The 17558-nt window shown below is 71.3% G+C and carries 16 protein-coding genes; 10 read left to right on the top strand and 6 right to left on the bottom strand.

Translation table 11 applies throughout. The features are described 5' to 3' along the window. Nucleotides 1–2: 2 nt before the first annotated feature. Entirely contained in the window at nt 3–353 is a 351-nt protein-coding gene (locus CP969_RS24855) for a WhiB family transcriptional regulator (RefSeq protein WP_004983830.1), read from the bottom strand. Between the two features lie 466 nt (nt 354–819). After that, nucleotides 820–2988: a DEAD/DEAH box helicase gene (locus CP969_RS24845; protein ID WP_016824767.1), complete on the bottom strand. Its 2169-nt coding sequence runs from the start codon at nt 2986–2988 to the stop codon at nt 820–822. A 351-nt stretch (nt 2989–3339) separates the two neighbouring features. Between CP969_RS24845 and CP969_RS24840 the strand changes: the two genes are divergently transcribed. The 6 genes from CP969_RS24840 (at nt 3340) to CP969_RS24815 (ending at nt 10381) form a co-directional block, all read left to right on the top strand. Continuing rightward, entirely contained in the window at nt 3340–3591 is a 252-nt protein-coding gene (locus tag CP969_RS24840) for a hypothetical protein (protein WP_026084902.1), read from the top strand. Beyond that, nucleotides 3591–3983 carry a hypothetical protein gene (locus tag CP969_RS24835; RefSeq protein WP_016824769.1) on the top strand — a complete coding sequence of 131 codons (393 nt, stop codon included), beginning with the start codon at nt 3591–3593 and terminating at the stop codon, nt 3981–3983. Before CP969_RS24840 ends, CP969_RS24835 begins: the two co-directional genes overlap by 1 nt. An 833-nt stretch (nt 3984–4816) precedes the next feature. Beyond that, the gene (locus CP969_RS24830; protein ID WP_026084903.1) at nt 4817–6070 is read left to right on the top strand and encodes a helix-turn-helix domain-containing protein; all 1254 of its coding nucleotides are present in this window, start codon (nt 4817–4819) and stop codon (nt 6068–6070) included. 281 nt (nt 6071–6351) lie between these two features. Continuing rightward, on the top strand, nt 6352–7134 hold the full coding sequence (locus CP969_RS24825) for a toll/interleukin-1 receptor domain-containing protein (RefSeq protein WP_016824771.1): 783 nt from the start codon (nt 6352–6354) through the stop codon (nt 7132–7134). Next, nucleotides 7131–9110 carry a hypothetical protein gene (locus CP969_RS24820; protein ID WP_016824772.1) on the top strand — a complete coding sequence of 660 codons (1980 nt, stop codon included), beginning with the start codon at nt 7131–7133 and terminating at the stop codon, nt 9108–9110. The genes CP969_RS24825 and CP969_RS24820 overlap by 4 nt, the downstream gene beginning before the upstream one ends. A gap of 98 nt (nt 9111–9208) precedes the next feature. After that, nucleotides 9209–10381, top strand: a complete 1173-nt coding sequence (locus tag CP969_RS24815) for a hypothetical protein (RefSeq protein WP_223887101.1) — start codon at nt 9209–9211, stop codon at nt 10379–10381. A 229-nt stretch (nt 10382–10610) separates the two neighbouring features. Here CP969_RS24815 and ychF read toward each other — a convergent pair whose 3' ends face one another. After that, nucleotides 10611–11699, bottom strand: coding sequence for a redox-regulated ATPase YchF (ychF, locus tag CP969_RS24810; RefSeq protein WP_004983834.1), 1089 nt, complete (start codon nt 11697–11699; stop codon nt 10611–10613). A gap of 349 nt (nt 11700–12048) precedes the next feature. On the opposite strand from ychF, the gene CP969_RS33960 reads away from it, so the two are divergent. Continuing rightward, nucleotides 12049–12591 carry a DUF6542 domain-containing protein gene (locus CP969_RS33960; RefSeq protein WP_016824774.1) on the top strand — a complete coding sequence of 181 codons (543 nt, stop codon included), beginning with the start codon at nt 12049–12051 and terminating at the stop codon, nt 12589–12591. 39 nt (nt 12592–12630) lie between these two features. On the opposite strand, the gene ppgK is transcribed toward CP969_RS33960, so the two are convergent. Together ppgK and CP969_RS24795 are read right to left on the bottom strand one after the other, a co-directional pair. After that, nucleotides 12631–13377 (bottom strand): polyphosphate--glucose phosphotransferase, encoded by a 747-nt coding sequence (ppgK, locus tag CP969_RS24800; RefSeq protein ID WP_004983839.1) that lies wholly within the window; start codon nt 13375–13377, stop codon nt 12631–12633. 130 nt (nt 13378–13507) lie between these two features. Further along, nucleotides 13508–14536, bottom strand: coding sequence for a 4-hydroxy-3-methylbut-2-enyl diphosphate reductase (locus tag CP969_RS24795; protein ID WP_026084905.1), 1029 nt, complete (start codon nt 14534–14536; stop codon nt 13508–13510). A gap of 64 nt (nt 14537–14600) precedes the next feature. Between CP969_RS24795 and xseA the strand changes: the two genes are divergently transcribed. From xseA to CP969_RS24780, 3 genes are all read left to right on the top strand, one after another. Beyond that, nucleotides 14601–15809: an exodeoxyribonuclease VII large subunit gene (gene xseA, locus CP969_RS24790; protein ID WP_004983841.1), complete on the top strand. Its 1209-nt coding sequence runs from the start codon at nt 14601–14603 to the stop codon at nt 15807–15809. 9 nt (nt 15810–15818) lie between these two features. Then, nucleotides 15819–16073 carry an exodeoxyribonuclease VII small subunit gene (locus CP969_RS24785; protein WP_016824776.1) on the top strand — a complete coding sequence of 85 codons (255 nt, stop codon included), beginning with the start codon at nt 15819–15821 and terminating at the stop codon, nt 16071–16073. 243 nt (nt 16074–16316) lie between these two features. Continuing rightward, a complete protein-coding gene (locus CP969_RS24780; RefSeq protein ID WP_004983846.1) occupies nt 16317–16907 on the top strand; it encodes a malonic semialdehyde reductase in 591 nt (196 codons plus the stop codon). A 78-nt stretch (nt 16908–16985) separates the two neighbouring features. Here CP969_RS24780 and CP969_RS24775 read toward each other — a convergent pair whose 3' ends face one another. Beyond that, complete coding sequence (locus CP969_RS24775) at nt 16986–17492, bottom strand: DUF4245 domain-containing protein (protein WP_016824777.1); 507 nt, start codon at nt 17490–17492, stop codon at nt 16986–16988. Between the last annotated feature and the right edge of the window lie 66 nt (nt 17493–17558).

Genomic DNA, 17558 nt, shown 5'->3' with positions numbered 1-17558 from the left:
GCTCACGGGCTCGGGTCGTCGTCGCTCTCCGGCTCCCGCCGCCGCCTGCGGATCCGCTCGCCCGCCGGGTCGTCGAGCAGCGCACGACTGATGGCGCGGCGCTGCCCGGCGGTGGTCCCGCCCCAGACGCCGGCGTCCTCCCCCTGCTCGAGGGCCCAGGAACGGCAGGCGAGCAGGACGCGGCAACGGCGGCAGACCGCACGGGCGGCGGCGACCTGCGGGTCGTCCTCCTGCTCGCTCAGGGGGAAGAACAGCTCGGGATCCTCACCGATGCAAGCGGCCTCACGGATCCACGCACGGGCGGCGGGCGGCTCGGTGCCGAAGAGGCTGAAGGGAACGGAACGAGTGAGCACGTCGATCCTCCGCGTCGTGCCGGCTGGGCCGGCGGGTGGCTGCGGCAAGGGGGTACCGCAGGCCCGGCAGAGGTCGTGCCCTCCACTGTACGGCGCACCGTGTCCCGCGGCACCGGGAGAAGCCCCGCTCCGCGGACGGCACCCCCGCTTCCGGTGACTCGGCCGCCCCTGCCCGGACGGGGAAGCGCGGGGCACCGGGGCGACGGGCGGCTCGGTCCGGACCTCGCACGTCCCCGGGGCAGGTCGACGCGCCGGTCCGCGTCGAGTACGTCGTCTCGTTCTGCGCCTCCGACAGCCGCGCACCTGCGGCGACCGCCTTCCTGCGGACGCGCGGCGTCCCGGACGGGCGCGACGCGCCATGGGGCCGGCCCGGCTCGCGGTTTCCGCTCCGGCCGCCGACGCCCCGGCCACCGACGCGCCGGAGCTCCGCCCGGCCCTCCGCTTCCCTCCGTCGGCGCGGCCCGGCTCATCCGGGTGCCGCGTCCCTCCCGCCCGTCACGCCCAGGCGTGCCTGCTCCTCCTCGACGATCCGGCGCGCCAGCTCGGCGTCCGAGACGTCGACCGCGTCCGGGGTGGCCTCGGCCACGGCACTGCGGCGGGCGTAGGCGTCGAACAGCCGGGTCTTGTCCTCCAGCATCCTCACCAGGCGTTCGTCGACTCCCCCGGTGGCGAGGAGGCGGTGCACGCGGACCGGCCTGACCTGGCCCATGCGGTGGGCCCGGGCCACCGCCTGGTGCTCGAGGGTCGGCTTGATCTGCGGTTCGCAGAGGACGACGACCGAGGCGGCCTGCAGGTTGAGGCCGACGCCCGCCGCCTGGATCTGCGCCAGGAGCACCGCGGGCCCCGGGGCACCGGCGAAGTCGTCGACGAGCCGCTGCCGCCGCCCGGCCGGGACGCTCCCGGTGAGCGGACCGAACACCCGGGCGTCGGCGGCGAGTGCCTCCTCCACCACCCCCAGGACGTCCCTGAAGTGGGAGAAGACCACTGTCTTCCGCCCGTTCTCCCCGGCCTCCTGGACGATCTCCCGGAGCCGGCCCAGCTTGGCCGACTTCCCGGGGCGCAGGTACGCGGCCCTGCGCATCGCCATGAAGTTGCCGGCGCGCACGGCCTCGCGGTAGGCCTCCTCGTCCGAGGCGCTCAGCTCCTCCCACTCGTCGGTCTGCTGGAGGCTCGGCAGTTCCGTCAGCACGTCCTCCTGGTTGCGCCGCAGGTAGACCGGGGCGACGGCCTTGCGGAAGGCGACCGATCCGGCCAACGTGTCCCGTTCGCCCAGGAATTCCGCGACGCCGGGATCGAGCATCCGGACCAGGTCGCGGAACTCCGCGACCCTGTTCTCCATCGGGGTCCCGGTCATGAAGAGGACGCGCTCGCAGCGCTCCGCCCACCGCGCGACCGCCTGGGACCGCCGGGCCTGCGGATTCTTCACGAAGTGCGCCTCGTCGACGACGAGCAGTCCGACCTCTCCTCCGCCCGGCGCGGGGAAACCGCGCAGCGCGTCGAACGTGGTCACCCCGACCCCGCCCCGCCCCTTCCAGTCGGCGAACGCGTCGTGCCGGTCGGGGCCGTGCAGCACCGTGACGCGCAGGGCGCTGCGGGCCTCGATCTCCCTCGTCCAGTTCACGAGGACGCTCGCCGGACAGACGACCAGGAAGTGGCTCTGTCCCTCGGCGGCCAGGTGGGCCAGCACGGCGATCGCCTGGACGGTCTTGCCCAGGCCCATCTCGTCACCGAGCATCACCTTGCGCTGCGCGAGGGCGAACCGCGCGCCGAACGCCTGGTAACCGCGCAGGGAGACCCGCCGGTGGGAGTCGTCGAGGTGCTGGGCCCGTACCCGCTCGGCGATCCCGTCCGGCAGGAAGCCCTCGACGGCGGCCGCGTCGGGCGGCCGCCCGGAGATCTCGGCGAGCAGGCTGTAGTACTCGGCGGAGCGGAGTTCGAAGTCCACCCAGGCCTCGACGTCGGACGCGGGTCCCCGCAGCAGGTCCACCGAAGCCTGCGCGAACAGCCCGGGCAGGTCCGCCTGCTCCGCCTCGTCCACCAACGACCGGATCCCGGCGACCGCCGCCAGCGCGCGGGCCCTCTTGTCCCGGCCCGCCAGGAGCATCCGGATCCGCCCGGTGGCGGGCCCGGCGTCGGCCAGCAACGGACCGAGCCGTTCCGACAGGGCGGCGGCCCGGTCGACCGCGCGCCGGGCGTCCGGACCGGCCTCCACCAGGACGTGCAGGGCCACGACGAGCGCGGTGGTGCCCGGTTCCGGCCGGTCCACGTCGATGTGGACGGCCACGGTCTCGTACGCGGCCTCGGAGAGCCGGCGGGCGGCGGCGAGCACCTGGTCGACGGTGCGCTGCCCGACGCCGGGGATCTGCCGCAACCGGTAGGGGCCCGCTTCGAGCACACCGCCCACCGTGCGCAGTCCGCTCTTCTCGACGCTCCCCAGCCGCAGCCGCCCTTCGGTGACGTCCTGCAGCCGGGCGACGGGGATGGCGTCGAGCTCCCGCTTCACCTCCGCGTCGTGGAGCGGCCTCAGCGCCGCCCGTACGGCCTCGACCGCCCTGCCGTGATCACCGGCCACGGCCTGCGCCGCCTCGTACAGCCGCGCCCCCCGCGCGACCGCGTCCCGCTCACCCCGCCCCACGCGCCCGCCTCCCTCTCGCCGTCCCGGCATCCTCCCACCGCCCCCGCGCCGTTCACGGTGCCCGCCGGTTCCGGGATCGACGTCTCCCGCCAAACCCTCTCCAGGTACTCGGCTGTGGCGCGCCGAGCTCCACAGTCGCCCTGGGGCGGGCGAAGGCGAAATGGGTGCGGATATTCCGTTCAGTGGCACGGTCTTCCTCCGTCTCATGGCCCGCATCGCGTCGCACCCCGGCGTGATCGTCTGCGGACCGGGCAGCCTGCCGCATGGCGGCGCCGGACGCGCCGAGCCGCCTCCGGCGCCGCCATGACCCTGCACGCCCACAGAGTTACGACCGCCGGTAGGATCGACAGTATGAGCAGTAGCAGAAAGTACTCCGTCAGCCTGCCCGAGGACCTCGCCGAGGCCGTTCGCGCCCATGTCGGGCCCGGCGGCTTCTCCGCCTACGTCGCCGAAGCCCTGGAACAACGGGTTGCCATGGACAAGCTGCGGGAGATCGTCGCCGACTTCGGGACCGACAATGACGAGCTCACCCGCGAGGAGGTCGAGGCCGCCCGCGCGCTGCTGCGCCATGACCACCGACAGCCAGGCGGTGCAGCCGCCTGATGCCCGGCACCCTGCTGCTCGACAGCGAAGGACTCTCCAAGCTCTACCGCAAGGACCGCACCGTCGTGGCTCTGGTCCAGGCGGCATCGGAGGAGGGCATTCGCGTGGTCACCAGCGCCATGACCACTCTGGAGGCCGATTACGAGCGGATCCACCCGGCCCGCATCAAGTGGGTCCTCTCCCGCATCGACATTCACGACGTCACCAGAGAGGTCACCGACGAAGCCGCCACCCTCCTTCGCGCCCACCGCCTCCACGGCCACAAGTACGCCATCGACGCCACCTTCGCCGTCATCGCCCGTAACGCGCCTCAGCCGGCCACGGTCCTTACTTCCGACCCCGAGGACCTGACACTCCTGTGCGGCCCCTCCGTAGAGGTCGTCAAGGTCTGAAGCGTCGGCCACAGCCACTCCGATCAGGTCGACCATCAACCACAACGCGCCACAGGCAAGGACTTCCCGCGGACGGACGTCTGCACCCGGCCCGCCGACAAGCGGGCCGGCAGCAGATGCGATGAGATGTCAGAAATTGAAGTGGAATGCCTGCGGACTGACCCTGACTCGCGACGGAGCCTCGTCCAGGACCCTGACCCGGGATTTCCTCGTCGGCATGCGTTGGCTCCCGACAGCCGTTTATGGGTGCCCTGCGGACTGACTGCGGACGGGTCGGGGGTCCCGAGGCAGAGAAATTCCCGGTTCGGCACGCACACGGACGCCGAGATCCTCATCTCCCACCTCGACCGCCACATCCCCGCGCTGCCTGCGTGCGACCAGACCCATTCCCTCGGTGCCCTCTTCCACTTCGATGCCACCTCGGCACCGCCCACACCGCCCGCTTCACCCGGCCCGACCGCCTCCGGGACCAGTGCTCCACCTCCACCTCGACCGACCCACGCGCTGGATCGACGAGCGCTGCGACTCCGTGAACGACTGGACCCCGCTCGTGATCCTGCCATTCTCGACGCCTTTATCCCGATTGTGGTCGACCCCGGTCACCCCAAGGGGCGGACGAGGAACAGCGGAGAGCGAAAGAGGCAACGGGCAACACCACCGAACCCCGATTCTCCAGGCGCGCGTCGTGCCAGACTCACTTTCGGATGCGAAGCGAAACTTCGTCATTACAGTGAGTGTTCGCCGTCGGGGTTCGTGTCGGCCGGTGATCGTCAGATGACGGCCCCCGCAAGGGCGGACGGCTTTCGCGATCACTGTTCAAGGGGAGGTTGATGATGAGCACGACTTTATGTTTTGGCCCGGAACTTCGCCGTTTACGAGTGGAAGCGGGGCTGACTCTGACTGAACTCTCCGTGGCGCTCAACTACGACAAGGGACACCTCAGCAAGGTCGAGCGCGGGGAGCGTTCCGCGTCCTCCGAACTAGCCCGGCGATGCGACTCCTTCCTCGGCGCGGACGGCGAGCTGCAGCGCCTGGTCACCCGTCCGGAGACGGACTCGGACTCGGGCACTGCCGGATCCCCCGCCGGTCCGAGCCGCTGGCTCGTCGGGCGCCGGGCGGTCCTCTCGGCGGGTACGGGAGCGCTGATCGACCTCGGTCTGAAACTCGGTGGTCAAGCGCTGTCCTCTACCGACGCCCCCCTCCTGCCCTCCTTCCGCATGCAGTTCGACCAGCTGCGGAATCTCGGTCAGTCCACCGCACCCAAGGTCCTGCTGCCCCTACTGGAGACGCAGACCCGCATGATCGCCGGGGTGGCCGCCGACGCCCGGTCGGTTTCTCGGACCCCTGCGCTCCTACTGGCCTCGCGGTTCGCTGAGTTCACCGGCTGGATGGCCCAGGAGGCCGGGGACAGCGACGCGGCGCTCGGCTGGACGGGCGAGGCCGCCGAACTGGCGCGCGCCGGGGGTGACCCGTACCTCGGTTCCTACGCGTTGGTGCGACGCGCCCTGGTCACAATGTACGGCGGGGACGCCGCTGGCACCGTCGCCCTGGCCCGCCGCGCCCAGAGCAGCGAACTCCCGCCGCGTATCCGGGGACTCGCGGCCCAACGGGAGGCCCAAGGGCACGCGCTCGCCGGCAACGAAGCCGACTGCCTCCGCAGCCTCGACAGGGCGCGGGAGCTGCTCGCCAGCGATGACGCCCACCATGGCGCTGAACCCGTGATCGGCACCTCCCACGTGAGCGATCCGGCGGCGATGTCGAGCGGCTGGTGCCTGCACGACCTCGGCCGCCCCAAAGCCGCCGCCGAGGTACTCGACCGGGAGTACAGCCGCCTCCCGCCGCACGCGCTGCGTACCCGCGCCCGGTACGGCTTCCGCCGGTCCTTGGCCCATGCCGCCTCCGGGGAGGTTGAGCACGCGTGCACAATCGCCGGGGATCTCCTGGGAGTGTTGCCAGCCGTGCCCTCGGCGACGGTGAACAGCGACGTCCGGCGTCTCGCACGGGAACTCTCCCGGTTCCGGAGCAGCCGCGCCGTACGTGATCTGCAGCCCGCGCTAGCACGCGTACTCGCCCCTGCGCACGACTGACAGCCGCTCCACGACCGACGCAGACTCGAGCCGCCCGGCTCACCGGACTACCCGGTCCCTCCGGATCCCACGATTGTCGGCGGGCCCCCGATTACAGCTCGACGTGTCGCATCGCGTACCCGGCTCTTCGGACTGCCCACGACCAGTGCGCACCAGGCGGCGCCATGTCGTGGATGCGCCATGCCGTCACACGGTCGGGACCTCATGGCCCGGGCGGACCGGAGCACCGGTCCACAGCCCCGTGCCCGTTCACCCCTCTTTCTCTCACGAAGGGAACCTTCATGCCCGACGTCTTCGTCAACTACCGCACAGGCGACGAGGAGTCCGCAGCGACCATGATCGCTCGGGAACTCGCCCGTCGGTTCGGCGGCGAGCGGATCTTCTTCGCCAGCAACTCGATCGAGCCCGGACGCCGTTTCCCGATGGAACTAGTCAGGGCGGTGGAGGAGTGCGGGGCTCTCCTCGCCGTGATCGGCCCACGCTGGGTGGAGGTGCGGGGGGTCGACGGCCGCCCCGCCCTCGAAGCCGAGCAGGACTGGACCCGTCGCGAGATCCGGACCGCGCTCGACCGCGGAATCCTGGTGATGCCCGTGCTCGTCGGAAAGGCCACGAGGATCGACCGCACCGTCCTTCCGGATGATCTGCTGGAGCTGGCGGACTGCCAGTACAGGCGGTTCGACCACCGCAACGCCGAATCGGACCTGACGGCGCTCGGCGACACCCTCGCCCGGCTCCTGCCCGAGCTGGGTGCGGTGGACCGGGACGCCCGTGCGGTCCGGGAGCGGGCAGAGGCGAAGTCCCGCGAGAAATCGGCCCGGGGCACCGAGCACACCAGGATGCGGACGCGCGACGTCCGCGGAGGCATCGCCAACCTCAACGGAGACCTGTCCGGCACCTTTGTCAACGAGCCACAGGGGCCTGTGAACACCGGTCGGGGCCATCAGTACAACGCACCTCACTTCGAGGGCGACAACACCGGGGTCCAGTTCACGGCGGGCGACAATAGTGGTACGGCCCACCAGCACTTCGAGCGCGAGCGCCGGCACTCGGACGACGGACGATGACTGAGCAGGACCGCGTCACCGTCAACGATCCGCGCGGCCCGGTGAACAACGGCGAGGGGCACCAGTACGTCTTCTACGGCGTCGGCGCGGACTGGATGATCCGCAAAGGGGTCGAGTCCCTCCGGATCACCCGCGAGGACCGGGTGCACCTGGCCGACCGATTCGTTCCGCCGGTGGGCTACCGCGTTGCCTCCGACCGTCTGGAGAAGCCCGGATCGGTGGTGCTGCTGGAAGGGCCGCCCGGCAGCGGCCGCCGCGCCGCGGCGATCATGCTGCTACACAGGTTCGGTGAGGACGGGGGCGCCGACGAGGAGGGGGTCCGGTTCGAGGAGCTTCCCATCACGGGCAAGGACGAGAACCCACTCGTTCCCGATATGGGGGACCGCTTCCTCCTCGACCTCTCCAAAATCGCCGACGAGGAGACGTACGACAAGGTCCAGCGTCGCCTGGCCATGCGCCGGTCACAGATCCAGGAGGCGGGGGCCCACATGGTCGTCGTCCTGCCGTCGGGCATGAAGCACGCCCACCCGCCGGACCTTGAACCGCACACGGTGAAGCTGAGGCGCCCCAGGGGCGTTGCCGTCGTCACCCGGTACCTCCGTATGGACCGGATGCCCTTTCGCCCCGCGGACCTGGGGAACGCTGACCTCCAGCACCTGTGCGACCGCTCCCCCATGCGGGAACTGGCACGGCTTGCGGGACTGGTGAGGGCCGCTCGTGACAGCGGCCGGTTCGGCACCGACTTCGCGGGATGGCTCGACCAGGCGATGCACGCGATGACCGACCGTGCTGACGAGGTGGGCCGGCAGGTGGCCGCGGTCCGCACCGTGCCCGAGCGGGCCCTGCTGCTCGCGACGGCGATGTTCGAGGAGGCCCGCGCCGACACCGTCTACGAGGCGTGGCACGGTCTGATGAAGACGGTGAGGCACGAGGAGGAAGCGACGACTGAGTTCGCGCGGACGGATTTCGGAGAGCGGTTGGCGGGGCTCGGGATCGAGCGGGATCTGAACGGACGGCTCCGTTTCGAGCGGTTGGCGTACGCCGACGCGGTACGGACGTACTTCTGGGCGAACTTCCCTGGGGTACGCGACGACCTCAGAGACTGGATCGGCCGCGCCGCCGGGCTGCGCGGCCTGACCACCGACGACCGGATGAACGTCGTCGTCCGCTTCGGCGAGCGAGCCATGGCCGTCGGGCGACCCGACCACCTCTTCGACCTCGTGGCACGCTGGGCGGATCACGCGACCGGAACACCCTGCGATCCGCGAGCCGTGGCGGCCCTCGAACTCGGTCTCGGCCACGAGAGGTTCGGGGGATGGTTCCGCAAGCGGATGTACGAGTGCGTCGTGAGATCCGGCTCCTTGTCGGACGGTCTCGCCCGTGTCCTGACCACAGCCTGCGTCCAGAGCCTCAGCGCGACGCACCCGGATCAGGCGGTGGTACGGCTCCACTACCTCGCCTTGAGGAAGGGAGAGGCGGCGCGCGAGGCCCGGAAGGCGCTTCTCGACCTCGCCGGCCGCGACCGCCGGCTCTACCGGCTGTTGATCGATCGCTTACGGGACCGGACGCATCGGGAGCCGCACGCGGCGGAGCCCCATATCCAGTTGCTCACAGAGCTGCTGAGGAGCGACCGGGCACCGGACCCGCCGCCGTGGCCGGACCTGTTCCTGGGCTGGGAGGCGGTGTTCTCCCAGCCACCGACGGAGCTTTGGAACCTGCTGGTGAGCAGCTGGCTGAACGCCGTGGCAGGCGACAGCACCCAGAAGATGGCACTGGACACGATGGTCGGGGCGACGCGCGGCCGCGCGGCCGCCCTCCACCGCCTCTACACCATCGCCTGCGACTGGGCTGGGTCCGCGCGCCACCCGTCCCGGCCAGCGGTCGCCGCCCTCTTCTGGCAGTACATCGACCACGTGCAGTACCGCCGTACGGAGCGTGCGGACGCCGGACCACGGACCACGGAAGAGGCACTGTGAGACACCGTTTTTCCAGCTTGTTGTTCGTCGCTCTCTGCGGCCTCGCACCGGCTGTGCTCGGAAACCTCCTGAACTGGTCAGCGTGGTTATGGGGCTTCATGTCCATGGTTACGGCCTCGGGCTCCCTGCTGCTCGTGATGACAGTCCTCAGCGGTGGCCGCGCGCCGGCCGACCCGTACGAGCCCGGGGAACCCGAGCCGCCCGCGGCGCCGGTGGAGCAGCCGTACCAGGAGACACGGGTGATCGACGCGGCGCTGCCGAGCGCGATGGACGGCTACGACTTCCTCTTCTCCGCCACCGTGCGGTGGAAGCCTGTTCCCGACCACACCGGCCGGTCCGACGACGCCTCCCCGGCGCTCGCCGCCGCCTCGGTCGTCAGCCGGGCCCGGGAGGTCGTTCGCCATGAGGAACCCGGCCGGGCGGGCTTCGCGCAGTATCTCCTGGACGGGGAGTTGGGCATCCTGCTCCCGGACCGGAACGAACGGGTGAAGGCCCTGGCGGTCGACGTGACGCTGACCCTCGCTCCCGCTGACCGCGAGCGCCTGCGGAAGCTGAATGACCTTCGCAAGGATGAGGAGCTCTGGGAGCACGAGCGCCAGCACGAGCGCAACAAGCGGCGCTACCTCGGCGACGACGTACTCAAGAGTGCGGGCAGCGCGGTGGTGTGGTGGTTGGCCCGGCACGAGAACGAGATCGAGAAGGCGGTCCACATGATCGGCCCGCTCGCCCAGATCGCGGCGGCGGCCAATGACGAGGAGGTGCCCGAACTCTTCCGCCACCTGCTCGTTCCACCCGTGGGCGCGCGGAGCGAGGCGACCGTCGGAGGACCGCTGTGGGACGAGGGTGGCCTTGGAAGGGAGATGTTCGACCGCGAGGAAGAAGTGGGGGTCTCGGATCGGCTGCGCCTGTTGCTGACGGCTGCGGGCCTCAAGCCGGACATGGACGGGTACACGGTGCTCGTACACCGTGTGATGCGGTTCCTGGAAGCGGAAGGACTGGACGAGGCCGCCGACGAGATCAGGCGGACCTTTGGCCTGGCCCCCGACGAGGGGCCAGAGGGCGAGCCTTCGGACGAGGGGGACACCATGGGGCCTCGGCCGCCCCGCTCCCCAGCCCCCGAGGGCCCACCGTTCACCGACACGGCCGCGGGCCCGGACGTCGACGCGGGCGCGGACACGTTCACCCCCTGGGCCGCGGAGAGCAGCGCAAACGAAAGGAACAGAGACCAGTGGGAGACGGGCGAGGACGACATGACGTCTCCGTACCTCTGAAACCCCTCGCACAGCCCGCACCGGCCCGCCGAACCCCGCACACGGGACGAGGACGGAAAGGGATCCGGTAGACGAGCGGCTCTCCGAGGCTCCCCCTCCGCCGCACACCGCGGCAGCGGAACCCCTTTCCCGTCCCGAGACAGTGCGGGCCGGAAAGGGCTGACCTCGAAAGATCAGGCCCCTCCTGATCGGCACACTTGCTAAATCATCGACGTGGTGGTGCCATCCGCTACACGTTGAAGCGGAACTCCACCACGTCCCCGTCCCGCATCACGTAGTCCTTGCCCTCCATGCGCGCCTTGCCCTTGGCGCGGGCCTCGGCGACCGAGCCGGCCTCGACGAGGTCGTCGAAGGAGATGACCTCGGCCTTGATGAAGCCCTTCTGGAAGTCGGTGTGGATGACACCGGCGGCCTCGGGGGCGGTGGCGCCCCTCTTGATCGTCCAGGCGCGGGTCTCCTTCGGGCCGGCCGTGAGGTACGTCTGCAGGCCGAGGGTGTTGAAGCCGACGCGGGCGAGGGTGGCGAGGCCGGGCTCCTCGGCGCCGACGGACTCCAGCAGCTCGAGCGCGTCCTCCTCGTCCAGTTCGGCGAGGTCCGCCTCCAGCTTGGCGTTGAGGAAGATCGCCTCGGCGGGGGCGACCAGGGCGCGCTGCTCGTTCTTGAAGTCCTCGTCGACCAGCTCGTCCTCGTCGACGTTGAAGACGTAGAGGAAGGGCTTGGTGGTGAGGAGGTGCAGGTCGTGCAGGAGCTCGTTGCGCTCGGTGCCCTGGACGATGCCGTGCGCGAAGAGCGTGTCGCCCTTCTCCAGGATCTCCTTGGCCTCCTCGACCGCCTTGACCTTGGGCGCGACGTCCTTCTTGATCCGCGACTCCTTCTGCAGGCGCGGCAGGACCTTCTCGATGGTCTGCAGGTCGGCGAGGATCAGCTCGGTGTTGATCGTCTCGATGTCGTCCTTCGGCGAGACCTTGCCGTCGACGTGCACGACGTTCTCGTCCTTGAAGGCGCGGATGACCTGGCAGATCGCGTCGGACTCGCGGATGTTCGCCAGGAACTTGTTGCCGAGTCCCTCGCCCTCGCTGGCGCCGCGCACGATGCCGGCGATGTCGACGAAGTCGACCGTGGCCGGGAGGATGCGCTGGGAGCCGAAGATCTCGGCCAGCTTCGCCAGCCGGGCGTCGGGGACGCCGACGACGCCGACGTTGGGCTCGATCGTGGCGAACGGGTAGTTGGCCGCCAGCACGTCGTTCTTGGTCAGGGCGTTGAACAGGGTCGACTTGCCGACATTCGGCAGACCGACGATTCCGATCGTGAGCGACACGTTGACTTCCCGTACGTGAGGAGGGGGGACGAGGCCCCGCCGACTGGGCTGCGTGGGCCGATCCACCAGTCTACGGCGTGCCCGTCCGCGCCCCCGGTGATGTGTCGAACGTCCGGCCGAGCTTCGATCCACGGCGTGTCTGAGGGCCCGTTCGGCACATAAAACGACCTAAGTTGGTCCAATGGAGCACCCCAGGACGCGACCAGCGCAGTACGGACCGCGACGTGACACGCCGCCCAGGCCGTCCAAGCCGCCCCGGCCGTCCAAGCCGCCCCGGCCGTCCAGGCCCCGCGATGCGTCCGGGACGTCCGGGACGTCCGGGACGTCCGGGACGTCCGGGACGTCCGGGATGTCCGGGTCCCGGCTGCCTCCGCAGGCGGGGCGGGCAGCGGGCGGCGGTGTCGCGCGGCCCGCCCGGCCGGACCGGCCCGCCCGGGTGCCGCAGCGCCGGCCGGTGCCCGTGCGGCGCCCCGCTCCCGCGCCGGCCGCCCGGCGGCTGCCCAACCCGCGGCTCACCGGACTGGGCGGGGGCCTGTTCTGCGGCCTGGTGATGCTCGTGCTCGGGCTCCTGGTCGCCGCGGTGTTCGGGGCGTCCCAGACGGTGTACGGCGTGCTCTTCCTGCCGGTGTGCGTGCTGACCGCGGTCTGGGTGCGCGAGGGCGACCTGCTCACCGCGCCCGTCATCGTGCCGATCGCCTTCGCCGTGGGGCTGGTCCCGGTGGCCGGCGAGGGCGGCGACGGGGTCGGCGACCGGCTGATGGGGCTGGTGACGGGCCTCGCGACGCAGGTCGGCTGGCTGTACGGGGGGACGCTCGTCGCCGGGCTGATCGTGCTCGGCCGCAGGATCCGCGGGGTCAACCGGAGGGCCGCGAAGGGCCGGCCGCAGGGGTGAGGCGCCGGACGGCGGGGGCCCGCACGCCCCCGCACTCCGCTACGCGCCCGTGGCCGCCCGCATCGCCGCCCCCACGATGCCCGCGTTGTTCTGCAGCTGCGCCGGGACGATCTCGGCCTTGATGCCCTCGATGCGGGGCAGGAACTTGTGGGACTTGCGGCTGACGCCCCCGCCGATGATGAACAGCTCCGGCGAGAACAGCATCTCCACGTGGGCCAGGTACTTCTGCACGCGGTGCGCCCACTCGTCCCACGACAGGCCGTGGTCCTCCTTGGCCTTGCTGGAGGCGCGCTTCTCCGCTTCGTGACCGTGCAGCTCCAGGTGGCCCAGCTCGGTGTTGGGAACGAGGACGCCGTCCACGAACAGGGCGCTGCCGATGCCGGTGCCGAAGGTCAGCAGGATGACGGTGCCCCTGCGGTGCCGCCCGGCGCCGAAGTGCATCTCGGCGACACCGGCCGCGTCCGCGTCGTTCACCACCGTCACCGGCAGGCCGCCCAGGCGGTCGCCGAGCAGCACGCGCGCGTCGGTGTCGATCCAGCTCTTGTCGACGTTGGCCGCCGTACGGATCGTGGTGCCGTCGGTGACCACTCCGGGGAAGGTGACGCCGACCGGCCCGGTCCAGCCGAAGTGGTCGACGACCTCCTTGACGCCGTCCGCCACCGCGTCCGGCGTGGCGGGGTGCGGGGTGAGGACCTTGCAGCGCTCCTGTGCCAGGTCCCCCTCCTCCAGGTCGACCGGGGCACCCTTGATGCCGGATCCGCCGATGTCCACGCCGAAGATCTCCATGGCCCCACGTTACGACGTGCGGCGGACCGTCAGGGAGCCGGTCACCGGGCCTTCACGGATTCGGTCACGGGGCGATCGGGTGTGACCGCCCCCGTGACCGGTCCGATGCCCGGTCCGGTGACCGCCCCCGTCACTTCCCGGAATCCGCGCCGGACGCCCCGGCACCGCCGCGCTCGGCCACCAGGGCCGCCGCCTCCTCGCGCAGGTCGCGGCGCAGCTCCTTGGGGAGCGAGAAGGTGATGGACTCCTCGGCCGCCTTGACGATCTCCACGTCCTCGAACCCGCGCCGCGCCAGCCACTCGAGCACCTGCTCGACCAGCACCTCCGGCACCGAGGCGCCCGAGGTGACGCCGATCGTGGTCACGCCCTCCAGCCAGGTCTCGTCGATCTCGTCGGCGAAGTCCACCAGGTACGCCGCGCGGGCGCCCGCGAGCTTGGCGACCTCCACCAGCCGCTTGGAGTTGGAGGAGTTGCGCGAGCCGACCACGATCACCAGGTCCGCCTCGGCGCCCATCTGCTTGACCGCGAGCTGGCGGTTCTGGGTGGCGTAGCAGATGTCGTCGCTGGGCGGCGACATCAGCTGGGGGAACTTTTCCTTCAGGGCGTCGACGGTCTCCATGGTCTCGTCGACGGAGAGGGTGGTCTGGGAGAGCCAGACGACCTTGGACGGGTCGCGGACCTCCACCTTGGCGACGTCCTCGGGTCCGTCGACGAGCTGGATGTGGTCGGGGGCCTCGCCCGAGGTGCCGATGACCTCCTCGTGGCCCTCGTGCCCGATCAGGAGGATGTCGTAGTCCTCCTGGGCGAACCGGACCGCCTCCTTGTGCACCTTGGTGACCAGCGGGCAGGTGGCGTCGATGGTGGCGAGCCGGCCGCGCGCGGCCTCCTCGTGGACGACGGGTGCCACGCCGTGCGCGGAGAACATCACGATGTTGCCCGGCGGGACCTCCTCCGTGCGTTCGACGAAGACGGCTCCCTTCTTCTCCAGGGTCTGCACGACGTACTTGTTGTGCACGATCTCGTGCCGGACGTAGACGGGAGCCCCGTACTGCTCCAGGGCCTTCTCGACGGCGATCACGGCGCGGTCGACACCCGCGCAGTAGCCCCGGGGGGCGGCGAGCAGGACACGGCGGCCAGGCGAAGCGGTCATGCGTCCCATCGTAAGGGCCGTGCGCGGGGCCCGATCACGGTGCGTTGTCGGCGGGGCGCACTACCCTCGCGGCATGGCTGTCAACACGTCTGCGGAAGCGCCCCTGCCGGTCGGTGAGGTGTCCCGGCTCATCGGGGGGTGGATCGACCGGCTCGGCGCGGTGTGGGTCGAGGGGCAGATCACCCAGCTGTCGCGGCGGCCGGGCGCCGGGGTGGTCTTCCTGACGCTGCGGGACCCGTCGCACGACATCTCCGTGGGCGTGACCTGCTACCGGCAGGTGTTCGACGCCGTGGCGGACGTGGTGAGCGAGGGCGCGCGGGTGGTGGTGCACTGCAAGCCCGAGTGGTACGCCCCGCGCGGGCAGCTCTCGCTGCGGGCCGCCGAGATCAGGCCGGTGGGGGTCGGGGAGCTGCTCGCGCGGCTCGAGCAGCTGAAGAAGTCCCTGGCGCGGGAGGGGCTGTTCGCGCCGGAGCGGAAGAAGCCGCTGCCGTTCCTGCCCCAGCTGATCGGGCTGGTGTGCGGGCGCGCCTCGGCCGCCGAGCGGGACGTGCTGGAGAACGCCCGGCACCGCTGGCCCGCCGTCCGCTTCGAGGTGCGCAACGTCCCCGTGCAGGGGGTGCACGCGGTGCCGCAGGTCGTCCAGGCGGTGAAGGAGCTGGACGCGCTCGACGACGTGGACGTGATCATCGTGGCGCGCGGCGGCGGCAGCGTGGAGGACCTGCTGCCGTTCTCCGACGAGCAGCTGGTGCGGGCCGTGGCCGCCTGCCGGACGCCGGTGGTCTCCGCGATCGGCCACGAGCCGGACAACCCGTTGCTCGACCATGTCGCCGACCTGCGCGCGTCCACCCCGACCGACGCGGCCAAGAAGGTCGTCCCGGACGTGGGCGAGGAGCACGAGCGGGTGCGGATGCTGCGCGACCGCGCGCGGCGCTGCGTCCGGGCGCTGGTGGACCGGGAGGAGCGCGGGCTGGCCCAGGCGCTGGCCCGGCCCTCGCTGCAGGATCCGCACCGGATGGTCGACGCCCGGGCCGAGGAGGTCACGGCGCTGCTCGAGCGGGGGCGGCGCTCGCTGCGGCACCAGCTGGACCGGGCCGACTCCGAGCTGTCGCACACGCACGCGCGCGTGGTGGCGCTGTCCCCCGCGGCGACCCTGAAGCGCGGGTACGCCGTCCTCCAGCGGGCCGACGGGCAGGCGGTGCGCGCTCCGGGCGAGGTGGAGGCCGGGGAGGCGTTGCGGGCGCGGGTGTCCGAGGGCGAGTTCACGGTCCGAGTCGATGCGTAGGGTGAGCGAATGACCGGCAAGACGGACAAGACGGAGCAGGCGGCGGCCGAGGTGCTCGGGTACGAGCAGGCTCGGGACGAGCTGATCGAGGTCGTACGGCGGCTGGAGGCGGGCGGCACGACGCTGGAGGAGTCCCTGGCGCTCTGGGAGCGGGGCGAGGAGCTGGCCAGGGTGTGCCGGCGCTGGCTGGACGGTGCGCGGGCGCGGCTGGACGCGGCGCTGGCGGAGGAGGCCGGAGCGGAGGGCGCCGAGGGGGCCGGATAGACCGGGCGGGCCGGGTGGGCCGAGCGGACCCGGTTGGCCGGGTGAGCCGGTGACGGGGGGCGCTGTGGGGCGTTCCCCTCCCCGCGGCCTCTGTGAACTGGACCACCAGACTCCGGATGAAGTTGAAAGTTGAACTTCTCGCGCGTACGGTCACTCGTGTCAGCCCCTCCATGCTCCGCACGCGGACATTCCGTGTCTCCCCGCGGATGCACGGAACCGACGCTCCCCCGAGAAGGTTCACGCATGTCTCTCGTTCTTGATCCCGCCGCCCAGGACCTGCTGTTCCGCGAGGCGCGCACCGCGAACACGTTCACCGACGAGCCGGTGACCGACGAGCAGGTGCGGGCGATCTACGACCTGGTCAAGTACGGCCCGACCTCCATGAACCAGTCGCCGCTGCGCGTCACCCTGGTCCGCTCCCCCGAGGCCCGCGAGCGCCTGGTCGCCCACATGGCCGAGGGCAACCAGGCCAAGACGGCCGCCGCCCCGCTGGTCGCCATCCTCTCCGCGGACAACGAGTTCCACGAGGAACTGCCGCAGCTCTTCCCGCACTTCCCGCAGGCCAAGGACCTCTTCTTCGCCGAGCGCCCGGTGCGCGAGGGCTCCGCCGCGCTGAACGCCGCCCTCCAGGCCGCCTACTTCATCATCGGCGTGCGCGCCGCCGGCCTGGCGGCCGGTCCGATGACCGGCCTCGACTTCGAGGGCCTGCGCAAGGAGTTCCTGGACGACGACCACACCCCGCTGATGGTCGTCAACATCGGCCGCCCCGGCCCGGACGCATGGTTCCCGCGCGGTCCGCGCCTGGACTACGAGCAGGTCGTCACCACCGTCTGAGCCCGGGCAGGGCGCACACGCGACGGTGCCCCGGCGGATCGGCCGATCCGCCGGGGCACCGTCGTGTGCCGGGCGCGGTCACTCGGCCCGCAGCGCCGCGGCCATCTTCGTCAGCTGTCCGAACGACGCCGTGCCCGCCACCACCGTGGTCGAGCCGTCGGCGCCCTCGTGCACCAGGGCGTCGTAGCGCCCGCCCTCGTACCGGGTCCAGGCCCTGCCGTCGATCTGCTGGGTGACCTCGGTCCTCTCCGCGCCCTGCGTCGCGTCCTCGATGAAGAGCGACCGCTTCTGGGTGGACTGCTCGACCGCCACGTACTGCCCGTCGGGGGTCTGGTAGCCGAGGTGCCAGGCGTCACCCTCGTCCTTGCGGAAGCGGACGGAGGTGGGCTTCCACGCCTCGGACAGGCCCTCGGGGGCGGCCACCGGGTAGGAGGCGGCGCGACGGGCGGTGAGCAGGTCGACCCGGTAGTCCACCCGCTGGAGGTCGGGCGCGCTGTCGTCATGCGGGATGAACAGCCAGACGAAGCCCGCCACGAGTCCGATGAGCCCCAGGGACAGGATCATGTCCCGGGCCGTTTTCTGCATGCTGCTCTTTCCTGCCACGTCCCCTATCGTCGCAGGTACCCGGTGCGCTCATCCGTGGGGGCCCCT

This window comes from Streptomyces viridosporus T7A (assembly GCF_008704515.1).
Taxonomy (GTDB): Bacteria; Actinomycetota; Actinomycetes; order Streptomycetales; family Streptomycetaceae; genus Streptomyces; species Streptomyces viridosporus.
Note: the sequence above shows the minus strand (reverse complement) of the source record. Positions and strands in the feature narration are given on the sequence as shown.